The sequence below is a fragment of the Acinetobacter gyllenbergii CIP 110306 = MTCC 11365 genome (assembly GCF_000413855.1).
Classification (GTDB): domain Bacteria; phylum Pseudomonadota; class Gammaproteobacteria; order Pseudomonadales; family Moraxellaceae; genus Acinetobacter; species Acinetobacter gyllenbergii.
The window spans coordinates 170,625-189,411 of record NZ_ATGG01000013.1 but is presented as its reverse complement, the minus strand read 5'-3'; the positions used below and the strand labels follow the sequence as shown (position 1 = coordinate 189,411).

Annotated in this window: 18 protein-coding genes; 11 read left to right on the top strand and 7 right to left on the bottom strand. The window is 40.9% G+C overall.

Annotation, left to right across the window (positions count from 1 at the left end; genetic code table 11):
* Positions 1–693 (bottom strand): M48 family metallopeptidase, encoded by a 693-nt coding sequence (locus tag F957_RS11165; protein WP_016539957.1) that lies wholly within the window; start codon positions 691–693, stop codon positions 1–3.
* Positions 693–1,364 (bottom strand): ribose-5-phosphate isomerase RpiA, encoded by a 672-nt coding sequence (gene rpiA, locus F957_RS11170; protein ID WP_016539956.1) that lies wholly within the window; start codon positions 1,362–1,364, stop codon positions 693–695. Before rpiA ends, F957_RS11165 begins: the two co-directional genes overlap by 1 nt.
* Positions 1,365–1,462: 98 nt before the next feature.
* Here rpiA and ilvA point away from each other — a divergent pair, with 98 nt between their 5' ends.
* The 3 genes from ilvA to F957_RS11185 all read left to right on the top strand — a co-directional run bounded on the left by ilvA (position 1,463) and on the right by F957_RS11185 (position 5,155).
* Positions 1,463–3,007 carry a threonine ammonia-lyase, biosynthetic gene (ilvA, locus tag F957_RS11175; protein WP_171068279.1) on the top strand — a complete coding sequence of 515 codons (1,545 nt, stop codon included), beginning with the start codon at positions 1,463–1,465 and terminating at the stop codon, positions 3,005–3,007.
* Positions 3,008–3,165: 158 nt separating this feature from the next.
* Positions 3,166–3,816 (top strand): potassium channel family protein, encoded by a 651-nt coding sequence (locus tag F957_RS11180; RefSeq protein WP_016539953.1) that lies wholly within the window; start codon positions 3,166–3,168, stop codon positions 3,814–3,816.
* A 1-nt stretch (position 3,817) separates the two neighbouring features.
* Entirely contained in the window at positions 3,818–5,155 is a 1,338-nt protein-coding gene (locus F957_RS11185) for a TrkH family potassium uptake protein (RefSeq protein WP_016539952.1), read from the top strand.
* Here the strand turns inward: F957_RS11185 and F957_RS11190 are convergent.
* The 4 genes from F957_RS11190 to F957_RS11205 form a co-directional block, all read right to left on the bottom strand.
* Complete coding sequence (locus F957_RS11190) at positions 5,143–5,670, bottom strand: cysteine peptidase family C39 domain-containing protein (protein ID WP_016539951.1); 528 nt, start codon at positions 5,668–5,670, stop codon at positions 5,143–5,145. The genes F957_RS11185 and F957_RS11190 overlap by 13 nt on opposite strands.
* Positions 5,671–6,840 carry a phospholipase A gene (locus F957_RS11195; RefSeq protein WP_016539950.1) on the bottom strand — a complete coding sequence of 390 codons (1,170 nt, stop codon included), beginning with the start codon at positions 6,838–6,840 and terminating at the stop codon, positions 5,671–5,673.
* 23 nt (positions 6,841–6,863) lie between these two features.
* Positions 6,864–9,803, bottom strand: coding sequence for an insulinase family protein (locus F957_RS11200; RefSeq protein WP_016539949.1), 2,940 nt, complete (start codon positions 9,801–9,803; stop codon positions 6,864–6,866).
* 132 nt (positions 9,804–9,935) lie between these two features.
* Entirely contained in the window at positions 9,936–10,385 is a 450-nt protein-coding gene (locus F957_RS11205; protein WP_016539948.1) for a GNAT family N-acetyltransferase, read from the bottom strand.
* Between the two features lie 117 nt (positions 10,386–10,502).
* Here F957_RS11205 and F957_RS11210 point away from each other — a divergent pair, with 117 nt between their 5' ends.
* The 8 genes from F957_RS11210 to F957_RS11245 all read left to right on the top strand — a co-directional run bounded on the left by F957_RS11210 (position 10,503) and on the right by F957_RS11245 (position 16,356).
* A complete protein-coding gene (locus F957_RS11210; RefSeq protein WP_016539947.1) occupies positions 10,503–11,516 on the top strand; it encodes an adenosine kinase in 1,014 nt (337 codons plus the stop codon).
* 16 nt (positions 11,517–11,532) lie between these two features.
* A complete protein-coding gene (locus F957_RS11215) occupies positions 11,533–11,838 on the top strand; it encodes a Rieske (2Fe-2S) protein (RefSeq protein ID WP_141669874.1) in 306 nt (101 codons plus the stop codon).
* A 22-nt stretch (positions 11,839–11,860) separates the two neighbouring features.
* The gene (locus F957_RS11220; RefSeq protein ID WP_167539932.1) at positions 11,861–12,472 is read left to right on the top strand and encodes an OB-fold-containig protein; all 612 of its coding nucleotides are present in this window, start codon (positions 11,861–11,863) and stop codon (positions 12,470–12,472) included.
* Positions 12,473–13,028: 556 nt separating this feature from the next.
* Positions 13,029–13,220, top strand: coding sequence for a cytochrome oxidase putative small subunit CydP (cydP, locus tag F957_RS11225; protein WP_004653758.1), 192 nt, complete (start codon positions 13,029–13,031; stop codon positions 13,218–13,220).
* Positions 13,220–14,797, top strand: coding sequence for a cytochrome ubiquinol oxidase subunit I (locus F957_RS11230; RefSeq protein ID WP_016539945.1), 1,578 nt, complete (start codon positions 13,220–13,222; stop codon positions 14,795–14,797). The genes cydP and F957_RS11230 overlap by 1 nt, the downstream gene beginning before the upstream one ends.
* Complete coding sequence (gene cydB / locus F957_RS11235) at positions 14,794–15,939, top strand: cytochrome d ubiquinol oxidase subunit II (protein WP_016539944.1); 1,146 nt, start codon at positions 14,794–14,796, stop codon at positions 15,937–15,939. Before F957_RS11230 ends, cydB begins: the two co-directional genes overlap by 4 nt.
* 14 nt (positions 15,940–15,953) lie before the next feature.
* Positions 15,954–16,055, top strand: coding sequence for a cytochrome bd-I oxidase subunit CydX (cydX, locus tag F957_RS21100; protein WP_004653762.1), 102 nt, complete (start codon positions 15,954–15,956; stop codon positions 16,053–16,055).
* A gap of 4 nt (positions 16,056–16,059) precedes the next feature.
* Positions 16,060–16,356, top strand: a complete 297-nt coding sequence (locus F957_RS11245; RefSeq protein ID WP_004653763.1) for a cyd operon YbgE family protein — start codon at positions 16,060–16,062, stop codon at positions 16,354–16,356.
* Positions 16,357–16,415: 59 nt separating this feature from the next.
* On the opposite strand, the gene F957_RS11250 is transcribed toward F957_RS11245, so the two are convergent.
* Complete coding sequence (locus F957_RS11250; protein ID WP_016539943.1) at positions 16,416–18,689, bottom strand: TonB-dependent siderophore receptor; 2,274 nt, start codon at positions 18,687–18,689, stop codon at positions 16,416–16,418.
* Between the last annotated feature and the right edge of the window lie 98 nt (positions 18,690–18,787).

Genomic DNA, 18,787 nt, shown 5'->3' with positions numbered 1-18,787 from the left:
CTATTTTTTATAATACCAATTGGGCAATTGCGTCTGTTTCAATTGTTTTCGATGCTCAAGATAGTGGGCATCGTGCTTTTCAACCTCATGCCAAAATGCTGCACTATGATCAAAATACTTGGTATGTACCAACTCATGGACACAAACAGATCGTACAATATGCTCAGGCATGAGTACCAATGCGGCATTTAACATGATGTCGTGTTTGGAACTACAACTTCCCCAACGAGTTTTGGGTTTTCGAATACTACATTGCTGATATGGCAAGCTAATTTGTTGACTCACTTGAGCCAAATATTCAGTCAAAAACTGCTTTGCATAGGCCAAAACGGCTGCTTGCAAAGCGTGTTCTGACTGTTCATCTCTTATCCAGATAATGTGTTGATCAAAATCAAATTTAAAAATATGACGTTGCTGTTGCGGAATAATTCGAAATACTTGTGTATGAAAAAATAAAGTCAGTTGTTCAGGAAATACCGCAACTTGATTAAATTGCTGTTGTTGTTTAGCCCATGTCTCGATCAACCATGGTTCTGATTGATGCAAAAATTGCTGAATCTGTCTTTTACTACAGAATAAAGGAACAGTGAGACGAATACCCGTTGGCTCAACACGCAAGCGCAAATTTCTCGCCCTTGCATGTCGAACAACTTTAATTTCAGGTAACAGCGTTTCTAATGAAACTAATTGCATTATTGTGCAGTACGCTCTTCAATACCATTATCCGTGGCAACAACCGCGATCGTTGCTGGATTCAAGGCAAAAATACCATTGGTCACAACACCAGGAATATTATTCAGTGTTCTCTCCAATTCAAGTGCATTTAAAATATTCAGATTAAAAACATCTAAAATGACATTACCGTTGTCCGTTACTACGCCTTCACGGTAAACAGGATCACCCCCTAAGGCAACAATCTTACGGGCAACTGCAGAACGCGCCATTGGAATGACCTCAACAGGAAGCGGAAAATCACGCCCTAATTGATCCACCCATTTTGAGTCATCCACGATACATACAAATTTCTTTGCGATTGATGCCACAATTTTTTCACGGGTTAATGCAGCACCACCACCTTTGATCATATGCATATGGCGGTCAATTTCATCAGCGCCATCCACGTAGGCATCTAACCCACCCACTGAGTTCATATCAACCACTTCAATCCCGAGCTTTTGTAAACGCTCTGCGGTTGCATTTGAACTTGCGACTGCTGCTTCTAATTGCAATTCAGGTAATAAATCAATTAAAAAATTAACGGTACTTCCTGTTCCTACGCCCAAAATGCCGCCTTTAGGCAAATGTTTCAAAGCTGCTTTGGCCGCAGCTTGTTTCTTTTCATCTTGGCTTGCATATAGACTCATGACTTCACTCAACTATTTTGACATTTGCTGCAAGAAAACAGCGCAAATGCACAGGGGTTTGCTACAATGATTGCCTATTTTAAACTGTTATAGGGAAGATGAACATGCTGTCTCGTGTGGTACGACAAATTTTACAAGCAACGGTTTACGATGTTGCGATTGAAACACCGCTTGAAGCAGCTCCACGAATTAGTCAAAAAATTAATAATAACATTCGATTTAAACGTGAAGATTTACAACCTGTTTTCTCTTTTAAGCTACGCGGTGCTTATAACCGTATTAGCCAACTTCCGAAAGACCAACTTGATCGTGGTGTAATTTGCGCATCTGCCGGCAACCATGCCCAAGGCGTTGCGCTATCTGGAAAAAAATTAGGCATTCATGCCATTATCGTTATGCCAAGCACCACGCCAGATATTAAAGTACAGGCCGTGAAAAGCTTGGGTGGTCAAGTTGTACTCCATGGCGATAGCTTCGACGTTGCCAACAAATACGCAAAACAACGTGCCGAAGATGAAGGCTTAGTGTTTATTCCCCCTTATGACGATGAACTGGTGATTGCGGGTCAAGGTACCATTGCCAATGAATTATTACGTCAGTGGCGTGATGTTGAATATGTCTTTGTAGCTGTCGGCGGCGGCGGGCTTATTGCAGGTGTTGCAGCTTATTTAGGTGAAGTTGCACCACACGTTAAAGTGATTGGTGTTGAATATGAAGAATCAGCTTGCTTAAAAGCTGCACTCGAAACCAATGAGCGCGTAGTGCTACCGCATGTCGGTTTGTTTGCTGATGGCACAGCGGTGGCACAAATTGGTGAATTACCATTCGAGATTATCCGTCTACGCAAATCAGACAACTCAGGTCCAATTGTTGACCCTGATATTGTCACTGTAAATACTGATGAAATCTGTGCAGCAATCAAAGATACCTTTGATGAAAACCGCAGCATTGTTGAACCATCAGGTGCAATGGCCTTAGCGGGTATCAAAAAGTATGTGGCAGAACACCAATTAACTGGCAAGAACATGGTCTCAATCGTGTGTGGTGCCAACATGAACTTTGACCGTTTACGCTATATTGCTGAACGTACCGAATTAGGTGAACGTCGTGAAGCTATTTATGCAGTGACGATTCCTGAGCAAAAAGGCGCGTTCCTGAACTTCTGTCGTGCGCTACAAGGTCGTAATATTACTGAATTTAACTACCGTGCCAGCGCAAGTAAACTGGCTCAGGTCTTTGTGGGTATCAGTTTAAAAGGTGGTGAAACTGAGCGCCATGAAATTCATGAGATGCTAAAACAACAGTATGAAGTCGATGACCTGTCTGACGATGAGGTGGCTAAACTGCATATTCGTTACCTGATCGGTGGTCATGCCAATATTGAAAATGAGCGCTTGTTCCGCGTTGAGTTTCCTGAGCGTCCAGGTGCATTACTCACTTTCTTGGAGCGTTTAGGACCAACCCACAATATCACCCTATTCCATTATCGTAACCATGGTGCAGCAGAAGGCCGTGTTCTTGTTGGTCTAGAAGCAACTGATGCAAAACAAAATCCAGATGGGTTGATCGAAACATTAGAGAAAATTACTTATCCTTATGCTGAGATCAGTGACAATACAGGTTACAAACGTTTCCTTAAATAAACCGTCTCATCACTTAAAGCCGACCTCATGTCGGCTTTATTTTTATCTGATGATTTTGATCTTTTATCTGTGATCGCAAACAAAATCATTACACATCGAAAAGCATTCCATTTTAAAATGGATAAAAAGACATTTTTATCATTTAGTTAAGGACAGTTATGGCACAGTTTGCAGTCATCGGGTTAGGGAGTTTTGGGGCAACTGTTGCATTGGAGCTAACCAAACTTAATCATGATGTCATTGGTATTGATACCATCAAACGCAATGTCGAAAGTCTTGCAGATCGCATTACCCATGCGGTGATTGCGGATGCTACCGACGAACATGTTTTAGAAGAACTCAATATCCAGAATTGTGATGCAGTGGTCGTGGCTATTGGTGAAGATATTGAAGCCAGTATTCTCTGTGTTTTAAATCTAAAAAACCTTGGTGTGGAAAAAATCTTGGTTAAAGCCAAAACCAAAGCACATCACACTATTCTGTCCCATTTAAATGTTAGTAAAATTATTCATCCTGAAGAGGATATGGGGGTTCGCGTTGCCCAAGCCCTCAATTATCCGATGGTCAGTCGCTATATGGCATTGGATGATGATCACTACATTGTAAAAGTTCCAGTCAATGAAAATCTCAATAATGTGAATTTATCTGGGATCTTAAAACAAGAACCCAATATCAAATTACTTTTATTAAAACGAGATCAGCAAATTCTCTATGAAACAGATGCCAATTTCACGCTAAAAACGGATGATGTTCTGATTCTAGAAGGCTCTCTCAGTCATCTTAGAAAACTTTCAGGATGTTTCGCATAATATGGCACTCAAAATAAACTCCCAGAAGATTTTTAACCTCAGTCCCCCCTCTTTACTGGCAATTGGATTTCTCAGTTTTATTATTATTGGCACAATATTACTGAAACTGCCGATTGCCAATAAAGGCAATGTCAGCTGGATGGATGCCTTATTTACAGCCACCTCCGCTGTGACCATTACAGGCTTATCAGTGGTCAATCTGAATGACTCTTTTAATCATCTCGGACAGTTTATTATTCTTTTACTGATTCAATCTGGCGGCCTAGGTTTTATGACCTTTGCCATTTTGGCGGCATTGAGTCTTGCACCCAAGCTCGGTTTAAAACAACAGATGATGGCACAAGATAGTTTAGGCCAAACCAGCCTATCCAAAGTCACATTTGTTGCCAAGGGTGTTGTCATGTACACCTTGCTCTTTGAGCTGATTGGCGTGATTATCCTAACGGCCTCCTTCGCCCCTATGTATGGTTTTGCCCGTGGACTGTATTATGCGGTTTTCTATAGTGTTTCGGCCTTCAACAATGCTGGTTTTTCCCTATTTGATAACAGTCTGATTAACTTTCAAAGCCATTATTTGATTTGTCTCACTATCAGTATTTTATATACCTTGGGTGGCATCGGCTTTTTGGTGTTAATTGATGTGAAACAGAATAAACGCTGGAGCAAGTTAACAGCAAACAGTAAATTGATCCTCAGCACCATCGCCATATTAAACCTTGTTGCCTTCGTGCTGATCTGGCTTTTGGAATCCAACAATCCACTTACCCTTGGCTCAATGAGTTTGGGGGAACAAGCCATGAACGCATGGTTTCAAGCCACCGTCCCGCGTTCTTCAGGCTTTAATACCATTGACACCGGCTCGATGGAACATAGTACGGCTTTACTGACCATGTTACTTATGTTTATTGGGGGTGGTTCGCTCAGTACAGCTGGCGGCATAAAAGTCGGCACTTTTGTGATTTTATTGCTCTGCGTGATTTCATTTTTAAGACGTAATGAAGAAATCCGTATTTTTAACCATTCAGTGTCACAAGAAACCACCTATAAAGCACTTGCTGTAACCGCGATTACAGGCATGTTGGTCTTTGTCGGCTGCTTTATTATTTTCTTGCTTGAACCGAAATTAGATGTACTCGACTTAATGTTTGAAGTGGTCTCTGCCGCATGCACAGTAGGACTCTCGAGAGGTGTGACAGGAGAGTTACATGACGGCAGTTTATTCGTCCTAAGCCTGCTGATGTTTACAGGACGGCTTGGGCCTTTAACACTGGCCTATCTGATTGCAACACCGAAGAAGAGCCGCTTAAAACATGCCAATGCCAATATTCAGATTGGGTAATGCTCTAAAGGCTGCTCAATCACAATCACTTGCTGACAGATCCCGTCAGCTTGGCGTTGTTGCTCAAAGACAGCTTTAGACATCACATCAAAATGATCACAGAAACTAATTTCTTGCGGGTCGATGGAGTAAACCAAGGATTGGTTTCCCGTCCCTTGTAATGTGTCATAAAACACAATGACAAAGTTACCTTGTTCAAAGGCGCGTTGAATCTCTGAATATGTTAAAGCAGCTTGAATTGGAATCTGGAGATTTTGTGCCTCCAGATAACTTTGCTGCTCTTTTGCCTCAATATTTGGATCAGGCGCCGTATAGAACGACACTTCAAAACCTAATTTCTTCATCGCCACTGCCAAAGCGATGGTATATGTCCCATCTTCTTGGTCATGTCCAGACAAGCGAATTAGATCAGCAATATCAACATGGGTATGATATTGCTTCACAATTAACCAGAGTGCAAAGACGCCACAATTTGCTTCAAGCTGCAATAGAGATTCTGGAATACTTAAACTCATTTAGTACCAGTTCATTAAAGATACACCCAAGCCGACATAGGTTGCTCGGTGGTTATAATCAATCAAGCTCTCGCCATAGCCATCAAACACTTGAAAATGACCACGTAATTTATCTTTAATTGGGAAAGCCCAGTCAAACTGAACCGCACCATGCGAACGATCACCACCTTTCAATGAATGACGTAACATTAAGGAAAAATCATTATTCCCTTTGCGGTAAAACGCAGTTAAATCACCACGCCCAATATAATCCTTAATGTCTGGGTTATTGTCATCTTTGGCATCTTCTTCTACTCGATACCAAGGACGTAACATGAGTGCGAAGTTATCTTTTTCAAAACCAAGATTAAAGATCACACGGTTCCAGCTACGAGATAACGGATCTGAACGACCATTGGATTGGTGGTTCAAAGTCACCCCAAGCAGACGTGCATTTAGACCTAAAATTTCATAATTGGTTCTAAACATCAAACTCGCTTCTGGTTCATAATTGGTCTCACGGAATGGTCGTGATTCTTCAGAGTTATAAACCTGCCAACGTGAGGACTGGGTATAGCCCAACCAGAGATCGCCATTATTACCAAAAATGTTTTCCCAAGCTTTGGTCTTAAATGAAAGCTGGAACTTTGCTTCGCTCGACGTTAACTCTTGCTTATCTTTAACCGTATTTTCAGGATTTGGACTGCTTGGAAACTCATTTTTATCACTAGTCCAAAATACGGGAAGTAAATAAACGGGTTGATAAGCACGGATATTCCATACCCCCAACTTACTCTCTTCTGAAAGCTCCCAGCGACGATCAAGTAACGAGACATTTGGATCAAATTTTGGTGCAGCCCCCAAAATATGCAAATCACTGACCTTTTGCACCACTTTGTCTTTCAAAGATTCAGGTTCAGCTTTTTCATTGGATTCAACCACAGGCGTAGCTACTGCAAGTATCGGTGCTGCATCTGTCTGAGCTTGTGTTGGAATAATGGTCGGCGCTTTAAACAGGCGATCATAACATGCTAAACGTTCAGCATTTGCAGCCAAAGCCACACAGGCATCAACGGTCGCGGGGCTTGTAGGTGCTGTTGATTCAGCATGTGACAACGAGGTCGCTAAAGAGCCAAGTATCGCAAGGACACTCAGCTCCAAATGACTACGTTCAAAAGATTTGAACGCCATAGATTTCTCCGATTTTTATTTTATTAATTGACCTGCTGGATATTAAATCCAAGTTTCTGCAATTCTTCACGTTTCGCAAATGGCGCAACCACTGCTTTCACAGGTTTTTGAGCCAATAAATATTGCTTCGCCACACGCTGTAAATCATCCAAGTTCACGTTCAGTAAACGCTCACGTAAGATTTTGCGGAATTTTGGCGTACGTGCATGCAATAAAGCATAACATGCCGTAATTGCTTCCCCAGCCGGTGAACCTGGCTTGTCCATACTTGCAACCAAACCAAGAATAGCTTCTTCAAGCTGATGTGGTTGTTGTTCTGTATTAAGCAACCATTGCACACTGGCTTCAAAATCATTAAACGTTTCTGCTAAACGCGGATCGCGGTAGCTATAGAAGCGGAATGAGCAGGCATTGCCATCATAACTTGCACCACCCCCATACGCACCACCTTTTTCACGAATGGCACTATGCAAGAAACCATTGCGTAAATAAGCAGCCAATACCATCAATGGTGCAGCATCAGGATGTGCGACATCCACAGCCTGATAAGCCGAGGCACAGAATTGAACATTGGCTTGAATCAACCATGCTTCATCATCTGAAGTATTGACCTGTTCTACTTGCGTCAAAATGACAGCTGCTTGATCAACGACGAGCTTATCCCAAACGTTTTGCACTTCTTCAACCAAACGATCCGATTGATGCTCTTCACAGACCAACAAGAATTGTTTTGGCGCCTGCATTAACTTGCGGTGAATCGCTTGTAATTCAGCAATGAGTGCTTGATAAGCACTGTCATCCTGATCAATTTTCGTAACGAGCTCACTAAGCCAATTTAATGCGCCTAAACCAGTATTATGATAATCACGGCGAGCTAGTGCACTCATTTGACGAGATGCAGCTTGCATCGCATAACTATGACCAGAGCCAGACAAACGTGACTGCCAACGGGTCTTACGTTGCTGTAATAACTCGATAATGCGATCTTTCTCATCAAAACGGAGCTGTTCAAAAGCAAGTTTAAGCAGCTGAATTGCATCCAACTTTTGGGTTAATGACTTGGTGGTTAAAGTTAACCACGCACTAATGCGGTCTTTATCATCCACTTTACTGCGTAAAGATGCCCCCATACCAAGACCGCCACTGACCGCAGTCTGGATTTGCTGTAATTCGAGATAATCATACTCGCCCGCACCCACTTCACCCATCAGAATTGAGAGTAAATTAAAGTAAGGTGATTGTACGATCTCATCAGGAATCTGAATCAGCACTTGTTGGTAGTAAATACCATTGGTGCCCGCATGATAAAGATTCAACGGCGTATCTAGCCCATTGCAAATAATCTCGCGTAATTGCCCTTGTACAATCTGTAATTCTGCTGGCACATCTTCCAAGCCCACTTTAGGCAACAATTCGAGATTATCTGGTGTATCTTGACGCTTTTTCAGTGCTTCTGTTTTTTCCTGAATTTCAACTTTCTGTTCGTCAGTTAAATTTGCAGTAATCTCAGCCAAACGCGCTTGTTCTGCTTGCTGTTCTTTCACAGATTTAGTTGCATCAGGAACTAAAGTCATTTGCACCCGATGTGGATTATCCAATAAATGGGTTTGAATCAGATTCGACAACCACATTGGATCTTTGAGTTCTTCTTTGACTTGCTCGATCGCTGAATCTACATCCCAAACATGAATAGGGTCATTGTGGTGAATCGCGCTACCTAAACCATTCAAGATCAAGCTCAAGCCATACGGTGTGCCATCACCATTGATTTCACGCTGATGCAATTCAATCTGATGCAGGATCGCATCCACCAAATCTGTATCAACAGGTTGAGAGGCAACCTCTTTTAGTACATCTAAAACACCTGTTTTAAATGTTTCTGCATGTTCAGCATTTGAACCTTGCACACCACAGTAGAAGGTCATTTCAAAGTTACTATCATCCACCCCCATGAGTGGGCCTGTTGATTGTGCATAGCCGCAGGTTTCTAAATACTGACGCAAAGGAGAAGCGGAATTTTCCAATAAAATCCCTTCAACCAAACGCATCCCCAAACGTAGTTTGATATCGCTGGTTTCAGGTAATAACCATGACATTACATGATAAGTTTTATCTTTTAGATCTTCACTATCGACTGCATAGCTTTCAGTCACTTCCACTGGTGCAATCAAACGTTTCTCTGGCGTTGAATACAGGGTGGTACCTTGTGAGAATTTATGCAGTGCTAGTTTCTCAAATTGCTCTTGTAGATCATAAGCATTCTGGTTACCGAATGTCATAAATACAGCATTACTCGGGTGATAATGCGTTTTATAGAAATCGACTAATTGCTCATAACTCAAATCAGGAATATCTTTTGGATCACCACCAGAATTATAGTGATAGGTTGTTTCTGGGAATAAATGATAGGCCAACTGATGGTAAAGCTGGTCTGAAGGCGAACTCATTGCACCCTTCATTTCATTGAAAACTACGCCTTTATATACCGCTTGATCATTTTCCAGTTCAATGCGAATCCCTTCTTGTGCAAAATCTAAAGGATTCAAATTGGCAGCAAAGGCAGCATCTAAATACACCGACAATAAGTTTTGAAAGTCTTTTTTATTCTGTGTTGCAAAAGGATAAGCTGTCCAATCCGCTGCTGTGAATGCATTCATAAATGTATTCAACGAACGGCGGATCATCAAAAAGAACGGATCACGTACTGGGAACTTTTCAGAACCACAGAGTGCTGTATGTTCTAAAATATGTGCCGTTCCTTTTGAGTCCATCGGTTGAGTTCGGAATGCCACCAAGAATACATTTTCGTCATGGCTAGTGGCTAAATGGTAGTGAACTGCACCAGTCACTTTGTGCTTATATTCTGAAACTTGAATATCGAGTGCTTCTACATGGTGTTGACGTAATAGCTGAAACGCGGGATGTGTGGTTTGAGTAATGCTTTCAGTAACATCTACAGTCATGTGATCTCCAATTTATCTCTATTAAATTCATTACAATTGATTATAGAGAGTCTACCGAAGAATACGTATCGATATCCATGTAAATTACTCTATTTTTGTAGAAAAATGCAGCGGCTAAGCCAAAATAGCGTTTCAGAAAATTTTATAGAAATTACTGTGCGCTGACACCATAGGCTGATACCCCATTGTTTGATAAAAATGAGCCGCCTGTATTGTGTCTGTGAATAGCTCAACCCGATCAAAGTAGATTTGTGCATATTGTTCAATACAATCCAGCAAATAAGTCCCGACCCTATTACGACGGTACGTTGGATGGATATAGAAACGACGTAAGCGCCCAACTCTCTTCGATTCGGCAAAAGGATCTTGATTCAAACCACCCACAGCAATCAAACCATTATGTTGAGCATATACAGCAAAAAGTGCTTCCCCAATCTGATCAAAACAATTCTCACCTGCTTGAAAATCTTGTTTTAATCGATTTAAGAAGCGAAACCCCTCACATTCTGAATATTGAATTAGCTCATCAATTTGCGCAGGCAATTCCAAGCTTCTTTCGATTCTAAATGAATCTTGCCCCACCTTAATTATCCTCATTTCTTTACAACCCAACACTTTGCTGAATTTTTTTCAACAAACTACTGTAATCCGTAGCATTCGTGTAAACTTTGCTTTTTGATTTTTACTGTGATGACAAACATGGCAACTGTTGATCTTTTTGCAATTGGTAATGCACTCATTGACCAAGAATTTAAGGTTTCAAATGAGTTTTTAACGCAACATGCGTTGCAAAAAGGCACAATGCAGTTGGCCGATGGTGAAACACAAGCAGATTTATATCAAAAATTACAAGCAACTCAAACTTATAAAGGTCAAGCCAGTGGCGGTTCAGCAGCCAATACCACTGTTGCTTTTAGTGCTCTTGGCGGAACTGCATTTTATGGTTGTCGCGTGGGCAATGATGAACTCGGTACAATTTACTTAGATGGCTTAAACGAAGCTGGCATCAAAACCACAACGCAATCGATTAGTGAAGGTGTAACAGGCACCTGTATGGTTCTGATCAGCCCAGATTCAGAACGTACCATGCAAACCTACCTCGGTATTACCGCTGAATTATCCACTGAACAAATCGACCTTGCACCACTTAACACTGCAAAATGGCTGTATATCGAAGGTTATTTATCGACCAGCGATACTGCACGTGTTGCGGTGAAACAAGCACGTGAACTTGCAAAGGCACAGGGTGTTAAAATTGCCTTATCGCTGTCTGACCCTGCAATGGTGCAATACGCACGTCAAGGTCTAGAAGAACTATTAGATGATGGTGTGGACTTATTGTTTTGTAATGAACAAGAAGCACTGATGTTTACAGAAACTGATAACCTTGAAGCGGCGATTGAAAGCCTAAGCTTTAAAAACAAACAGGTGGTGATCACCCAAGGCGCCAAAGGTGCTGTGATTGTAGATGGTGCACACCACTTCCATGTGAATGGCCGTGCTGTTGAAGCTGTGGATACCAATGGTGCCGGTGATGCATTCTCAGGTGCGTTTTTATATGCAATTAATGCAGGTTTGAGCTTGGAAGCTGCAGCGCAACTTGCTATTTTGATCTCAAGTGAAGTCGTTGCGCAATTCGGCCCCCGTTTAAGTGTCGAAAACTACGCTAAACTCTTCGAACAGTTTCAAAAAGCTCAACAGGAATGTGCATAACATGGAAAAGATTTGCATGACTGAGGAAGTTCCTGAGCGTGAGTCTCGTGCATACGACACCATGAAAGGAACCACGATTTTTATTACTCAAAAAGATGGCAGCTTCTATGCCTATCAAAATGTTTGCCCACATTTACAAACTGAACTTGAGTATTTAGAGAATCAATTCTTAGATCAAGATAAAGAATACATTCAGTGCTCTACGCACGGTGCACTTTTTTCAGTCGAAACAGGCGAATGTATTTCTGGGCCGTGTTTGGGTGATTTCCTTGAAAAAGTAAATTTGGAAGTCCACTCAGATGGTGGTATCTATATTGATTAAGCCCTAAATCATGAATGCTGCGATGACTGAGTTTTTCCTCAATTACTACCTAATGCCATTTCATATGAGCGTTGTGGCTTTAATTGTGCTCAGCATTGCAGAAACCATCGGGATTGTAATCGGGCTACGTCCAAGTCATCTAGTAAAAAAATTGACCCCGGAATGGTTACTCAACTCTCCATTGCTGGATGTTAAGTTTTCTAAATATCTAATTTTTGTATTCTTACTGATCAATTTTAGTTTTGCAGGTTATTTCCTAGAACTCTCCTTCTTTGCTTTACAACACTATTTCATTTCACCTTATTATTTATTTGTTCCTGCTTTAGTCATTGATATTTTCTTTACTGTATTTATGATTCATTGCTTGGACCAAGTCATCAAACCGAAGGTGATCCATACCCATACCAATTTAGTCGGACGTTTAGCCACAATTTCAACGGGCAATGCACGTCCTGGCTTTTCTGCCCAAGCACGTGTCCGTGATGAATTTGGTCAGTTGTATTATGTACAGGTCGAACCTGAATACGGTGAACTCGAATTACAATCACAAGTGTTGTTGATTAGTCAAAAATCGAACTCACATTATCTCGCCAAAAAAATCTCACTTTCCAATAATCTGTTTACACCAGACTGAGTTTTCCCCCCCTAAAAAAACGCCTTTATGTATAAAATCCCAACAATTTACACTTTGTTACAAATATATAGCGCAAAAGTTTTAAATTTAGCTCTTCCCTTCTTGTTGTTTTCATGATCTCACTGGCACAAAAAATACAACAGTGATCGCTATCACATTTTTTAGAATAATCCCCACCTATACACTCGGTTTTATAAAGACTTGATTACGAGAAGTATTTAATGTTGTATTTAAAACGATAAGTCACTGTATATATTATTAATTTTATAAACATACTATTTTAGTTGGTTTAATTTTTATTTAATTCAATATAAACCAGATCTTTTTAATCGGATTTAAAAATATAAATACAACTGTTTTAATCAGATTTTTAAATTAATTCATATTATTTTAGTTGGTTAAAACAAATATTTTAAATTTTTTAACAAAAATTAATTAATACACTGATTTAAAACAATTATTTTATTTTAAATTATTTAAAAAACCTAAAGGTTTATTTTCAATGAATTTTATTTAATAATGTTTTACATCTTCTTTAAATATGAGGCTAGGTTCTATGAACACGAGTTCTCAAGATCCAAATCGGCGACTCATCAGAGAAATCACGATTATTCTTATTATTAAAGTTGCACTTCTCTTGGTGATTAAACACATCTGGTTTGATGCGCCAACGATCCCAAAAGATTTTAACAATGAAGTTGCCGAGCGTATTGCTGGTGACATGTCCAAAACTCAGGAGACACGTTGATGATTTCTGAAAGCGTGGTCGATCTTTCGCGGTTCCAATTTGCAATGACCGCAATGTATCACTTTCTTTTCGTCCCTCTAACTTTAGGTCTGGCTTTTATTCTTGCCATTATGGAAACCACGTATGTGATTTCAGGTAAAGAAATTTATAAAGACATGACCAAGTTCTGGGGCAAACTCTTCGGGATTAACTTTGCCTTAGGGGTAACTACTGGTCTGACTATGGAATTCCAGTTTGGTACCAACTGGGCGTATTATTCTCACTATGTAGGCGATATTTTCGGGGCACCGCTTGCAATTGAAGGCTTAATGGCTTTCTTCCTTGAATCAACCTTTATTGGTTTGTTCTTCTTTGGTTGGGATCGCCTCTCTAAAGTCCAACACTTAGGTGTAACTTGGTTAGTGGCGATTGGCTCGAATATGTCGGCCTTGTGGATTTTGATTGCCAATGGTTGGATGCAAAACCCCGTCGGTGCTGCATTTAACTACGAAACCATGCGTATGGAGTTGGTAGACTTTGGTGCGCTGATCTTTAACCCTGTGGCTCAAGTTAAATTTGTACATACGGTTTCTGCGGGTTATGTCACAGGTGCGATCTTTGTCCTTGCTATCTCAAGTTACTATTTATTAAAAAAACGTGACTTACCTTTTGCGCGTCGCTCTTTCGCCATCGCTGCAATCTTCGGTTTAGCATCCACGTTATCTGTCATTCTACTTGGTGATGAATCAGGCTACGAGTTAGGCGATGTTCAAAAAACTAAACTTGCTGCAATCGAAGCAGAATGGCATACCGAACCTGCACCTGCTGCATTTACTCTATTTGGTCTGCCAAATCAGCAGGAAATGCGTACCGACTATGCGGTTAAAATTCCTTATGTGATGGGGATTATTGCAACACGTTCTACAGATAAAGAAGTCACTGGTTTACGTGACTTGATGAAAGAACATGAAGTCCGTATCCGTAACGGTATGGTGGCCTACAGCGAGTTAGAGAAACTTCGTGCTGGTGACCGCTCTCCAGAATTGTTGGCATCATTTGAGAAAAATCAAAAAGACTTGGGTTATGGTCTGTTATTGAAAAAATATTCTCCAAATGTAGTTGATGCCACTGAAGCGCATATCCAAGCTGCAACTAAAGATACGATTCCAAACGTTGCTGCACTGTTCTTCTCTTTCCGTGCAATGGTTGCTTCTGGCTTCCTCATGCTGTTGTTATTCCTATTCGCGACTTGGGCTGTAGCAAAACGTAATGCCGAAGATAAACCTTGGTTACTCAAATTTGCTTTGTTTGCTCTCCCGCTCCCATGGATTGCAGCTCAAACAGGTTGGTATGTGGCTGAAGGTGGTCGTCAACCGTGGTCAATCGGTGAAATTCTACCAACACATCTGTCTGCTTCAAGTGTAAGTACTGGCGATGTGTGGGGCTCGATTATTGCGCTTGCAGCGTTCTATACAGTACTACTCATTATTGAAATGTACTTAATGATCAAATTTGCTCGTTTAGGTCCAAGTTCTTTGCACACTGGTAAATACCATTTTGAAAAACTAGATGCAAAAACTGGGGAGGCTCAATCATGATCGAATATGAACTGCTAAAAATCATCTGGTGGGTATTGGTCGGTGTACTACTGATTGGCTTTGCACTTACCGATGGTTTCGATATGGGCTCAATGGCACTGATGCCATTTGTAGGTAAAACTGACTCTGAACGCCGTGCTGCAATCAACACGATTGCACCACATTGGGACGGTAACCAAGTCTGGTTTATTACAGCCGGTGGTGCACTTTTTGCTGCTTGGCCAATGGTCTATGCCGTTGCCTTCTCTGGCATGTACTGGGCCTTACTGCTGGTTCTATTTGCCCTATTCCTGCGACCTGTCGGTTTCGACTATCGCTCTAAGTTAGAGAATACCCAATGGCGTACCTCTTGGGATTGGGGCTTATGTATCGGTGGCGCTGTTCCTGCGCTGGTGTTTGGCGTAGCCTTTGGGAACTTGTTCCTCGGTGTACCCTTCAGCTTAGATGACACCTTACGTTCACAATATACAGGTAGCTTCTTTGCACTCTTAAACCCATTTGCATTAATTTGCGGTATTGTCAGCTTATCTATGCTATGTGCGCATGGTGGTGCTTGGTTGATGCTACGTACCAATGGCAATTTGCATAACCGTTCTGCCAAAGCAACACAAATCATGGCAATCGTATTCCTTGTGTGCTTCTTGGCTGCGGGTGCATGGTTATTATTTGGCAATATCTCTGGTTATAGCTATGCAACTGCGGTCAATACCAATGCTGCTCTGAATCCGCTTGCGAAAGATGTGGTGACCAATGCCAATCATGGTTGGTTAAACAACTATGCAACCTATCCAATCACTATGGCTGCACCAATCGCTGCAATCTTAGGTGCGTTATTGGTGATTGTCAGCGCAGCAAAGCATAAAGCAGCGGTGAGTTTTACCGGTACAAGTTTAATGATTGTCGGCGCAATTCTTACTGCTGGTTTTGCCTTGTTCCCATTCTTATTACCATCAAGCATTGATCCAACTTCAAGCTTGACCATGTGGGATGCGGTTTCTAGTCATAAAACCCTTGGTGTAATGACCGTTGCTGCATGTATCTTCGTTCCGCTCATTTTGATCTATACCTCTTGGTCGTATTACAAAATGTGGGGGGTCATCACCAACAAACATATCGAAGAAAATTCACATAGTTTGTATTAATTAGGAGATATGACATGTGGTATTTTGCATGGATTCTAGGTGTTTTGATGGCATGTTTCGCAGGTGTACTCAGTGCACTTTATATCGAACATCATCAAGATTTAGATGAGGAATAATAGAATGGCTGAAGCAATGACAACACCGAAGAATAGTAAAGCGCAAGTACTTGCAATGACCATTTCGTTTTTGTTGGCATTGCCGCTTGCTACTATTTTACTGGTACATCCATCACTAATGTTGGATGCCAACGGACATTATAATCATAGCTTGCTAATGCTGGTGATGATTGGAATTTCTGGTGGTTTCGTGCATGGGGTCGGATTTATACCAAGATTTTGGTTATGGAAATGGTTGTTTAGTCCTTATATCGCTTGGCCTTTAATGGTGTTGGGCTATTTTATTTGGATTGGAAATTAATTTCTGATGTAACTAAAAAAAAGAGGAAGCAATATTGCTTCCTCTTTTTTATATAACCATTAAAACTTAAACGATACAGATCCCGTTACGCTACGCGGTGCGCCATATGTTTGATTCGATGTATTTAAGCGATAGGTTTTATCCGTAATATTATTGAGATTTAATCCCACTGTTAACGCTGGACTAAGTTCGTACTTCGCCATTGCATCAACCAATGTAAAAGCTTTTTGACCATTGTTATTACGAGCAAAACCATCCATGTCATAGCTACTATAAATTTTACTCTGCCATGTCACCCCAGCCCCCACACTCAACTTTTCTAAATCGCCAGAAAACTTATAAGTAGCAAAGAGCTTAAACTGATCTTTTGGAATATCGGTATTGATACGATCGCCTTTTTCTTTGGTCTCTGAATAAGTATATCCACCATTCAGATTCAGATTAGGCAGCACTTCTCCTGAAATCGCAGCCTCAAAGCCTTTAGTCTTCGCACCTTTTGCAGAACGGTAATAAGATGTTCCAGCAACCGCTCCTGGTACTTCTTCACTGGTCGCATATTTACCAGCTTCCACAGCGACATTATCCATATTCGATTGGAATAAAGCCAAACTGGTGTTCACACGACCTGCCAAAAGCTCGCCTTTAACCCCTAGCTCATAGCTATCACCTTCTTTAGGATCCAGCAATTTCATTTGATAATCTTTATTCGCTTGTGGCGAGAAAATACTGGTATAGCTAGCATAAACTGCCCATTCAGGCGTGACATCAAAAACGATCCCTGCATAAGGTGTAAACTGATCATCAATTGTAATTTTTGTTCCATTATTTTTATTACCAGACTCGGCATAATAATCAATGCTCGAAGCACGCCCACCTAAGATGACTTTCAAATGGTCAAGAAGATTTAAGCGAGTTGCCAAATAGCCGCCATATTGTCTAAATTGCAGTACAGAATTTCCTGCAGTTGCCGCAGTATATAGACCAGCGGGCTGTGTGGTATAACCATTCCAGCTTTTGATATTAATTGCCCCAGTTTCACCCATTACTCGGTTGTAATAAGGATCATTTTGGTCTACATCCTGAAAGTTTGCACCGAGCATCAATTCATGTTCACGGCCAAAAAGTTGATATGGCCCAGTCACACCTAAATCAACAGAATGTTCAACAGGCTTAGTATGTTGATAACCCGCTGTCACAGTTGATGTATTTTTTTCATAATCAGTATAATAAACAGGTTTGCCATCAGCACCGATGACTTGTACACGCTTCCCATCTTGCATCTTATAAACGCCTGATGTGTTTGACCCAATTACCCCATAAATGCTTTCTGTATCAGTTGTTGCAAAATTATAATTCGCATTCAACTTCCAACGGTTTTCAAACTCATGTTGCAACTGAGCAAATGCATTGAGACTATCAGTATGGGTATAAGCCCATCGTGGAGCTGAATTGTCTTTACGCCCCATTGGAGAAAGAATATTTTTCGCATCGAAATTTGCGTACGCATGGATACTTTGCCCATCACTTTCATTACGACTTAACGATGTACCAATACTTAAAACTGTTTTATCACTTAAATCGGCATCGACTACACCGTATAAGATGGTTGAGGCAGCATCTCCCCATTTCTGCCAGCTATCACCTTGTTGATGTGCTGCAACGACACGACCACGAATACTTCCTGATTCATTCAATGCTTGAGAGGCATCAATTTCACTACGCCACGTATTCCATGAGCCATAGCTCATCTTAGCCGTTGATTGTGCATTGGGTGTGGCATGTTTGCGGTTAAAATTGACACTGGCACTTGGCAAACCGCTGCCATTTAATAAGCCTGTTGCACCTTTTACAACGGTAATATTCTCAAAAATAGCGGTATCTATATTACTCAATGCCGTGTTGCTACGACCTTCTATCGCAGGACTCGACAACAATCCATCAATCTGAAAGTTAATAATTTTAGAACCACGCGAATAATACGAAGTATATTCACCACCCGTTCCCCAAGCAGATGTCGCTCCATAACTTTGACGATAAATACCAGGGATCTGATCAAGCACCCCAGATACACTTGTTAAATTCTGATCTTTCATTTGTTGTTCAGTGATCACACTCACTGACTGTGGCGTTTCTTTTAAAGACAAATCTAATTTTGTAGCTGCCTTAGATTTTTTTACAGTATACGTTGGCGTATCTTGATCAGCTTTAAGATGAATAATCGGTAAAACATCCGATTTTTTTGAGTTTTCTGACTGATCTTCTGCCCAAGCCATCGTTGTTGATGTGCCAATCAGACTTAACATCATCGCTGTATATAAATTATGGTGCTTCATTACTCCCCCGAGATGAAATATTTTTTTACATAATACACAAATGATAACAATTATCAATAGCATTTAAATCATCATGTTCTACCCAAATCAATTAAGTT